This is a genomic window from Methylosinus sp. RM1 (genome assembly GCF_011378635.1).
GTDB lineage: Bacteria > Pseudomonadota > Alphaproteobacteria > Rhizobiales > Beijerinckiaceae > Methylosinus > Methylosinus sporium.
The window spans coordinates 1-1,343 of record NZ_WOVC01000101.1 but is presented as its reverse complement, the minus strand read 5'-3'; the positions used below and the strand labels follow the sequence as shown (position 1 = coordinate 1,343).

Below are 1,343 nucleotides of genomic sequence, written 5' to 3'. Positions count from 1 at the left end.
GCGATGATCCCATCGTCAAGCTGTCCGCCGTGACCGCCTGAACATTCCGGCCAAAGCCGGAAATCCCGGTGTCCGCCTCGATCCAGCTACACCACGCTCTGGGGCACGATCAGATCGCCGGCTGGCGCGACGCAACGCCGGCGGAGCGAAAGCGCATTCTCGCCGCCCTGCCGGAGCGCCGCGCGCGCCTACCGAAAGAGGCTCCCGCCTCGCCGCAACCCAAATGATCCCGAAGGAACGCGCACGGCCGCCCCAGCGCGGGTTTCGTCCGCTGGGGCCGCAGGGACCCGCATCCACGAGAGCCCGCGTCCACTTGCCAAAGGCGACGCGTTCGGCCTATAGCTCACGAAATCGTCGGCGGACGGCCGCAGGGACGAGACCTGCGTGGCAGAAGCGCTCGATCTGTTTGAACATATTTGCAAAAGCTGCTTCCGCCGCGTGAACTGCCCCCGCCGATCCATCCCTCGACCGAAAGGCGAGACATGACGAAGATACTGCCGGTCATCATGTGTGGCGGGGCGGGCACGCGCGTATGGCCCGAATCGCGGGAAACTCTCCCGAAACAATTCATTCCGCTCGTCGGCGAGCGCTCGACCTTCCAGACCACCATAGCCACGCTGGCGGACGAGGCTTTCGACAGGCCGGTCGTCATTTCCAACGCCGATTATCGCTTTCTCGTCACCGATCAGCTCGCCGCGATCGGCGCCGCCGCCGATATCGTGCTCGAGCCCATGCGCCGCGATTCGGCCGCCGCCGTCGCCGTCGCCGCCGGAATCGCCGCGCGCCGCTCGCCGCAGCAGATCGTCGTCGTGCTCGCCGCCGATCATGTCGTGCGCGATCCGCAGGGCCTCGTCGCTCTGTGCAAAAAGGCCGCGGCGGCCGCCGCCGACGGCCTCATCGTCACGCTCGGCGTCAAGCCCGACAATCCGGCCACCGGCTATGGCTATATTCGCCCCGGCGAGCGCATCGCCGGCGACGTCGCCGAGCTCGAAGCTTTCGTCGAAAAGCCCGATCGCGAGACCGCGCAGCGCTATATGGACGCCGGCTATTTGTGGAACAGCGGCAATTTCATCTTCCGCGCCGATGTGATGCAGGAAGAGATCGCGCATTTCGAGCCGGCGATTTCCGAGGCCGCCGAAAAAGCGATCGACGCCGGCCGCCGCGATCTCGATTTTCTGGTGCTGGACGCCGAAGCTTTCGCGCGCGCGCCGAAGACCTCCATCGATTACGCGGTGATGGAGAAGACGCGCAAGGCCGCGGTGATCGAGGCCGACATCGGCTGGTCGGACGTCGGCAATTGGCGCGCCGTATGGGAGCTGACCGAGCGCGACGCGCAGGGCAAT

2 protein-coding genes are annotated in these 1,343 nt (G+C 66.3%); both read left to right on the top strand.

Going from position 1 to position 1,343, the window contains the following annotated elements:
• The first annotated feature begins 68 nt into the window (after nt 1-68).
• A complete protein-coding gene (locus tag FMZ75_RS21085) occupies nt 69-227 on the top strand; it encodes a hypothetical protein (protein WP_246729206.1) in 159 nt (52 codons plus the stop codon).
• Between the two features lie 255 nt (nt 228-482).
• A partial coding sequence (locus FMZ75_RS21080) for a mannose-1-phosphate guanylyltransferase (RefSeq protein WP_166146268.1) occupies nt 483-1,343 on the top strand: 861 nt, incomplete at its 3' end.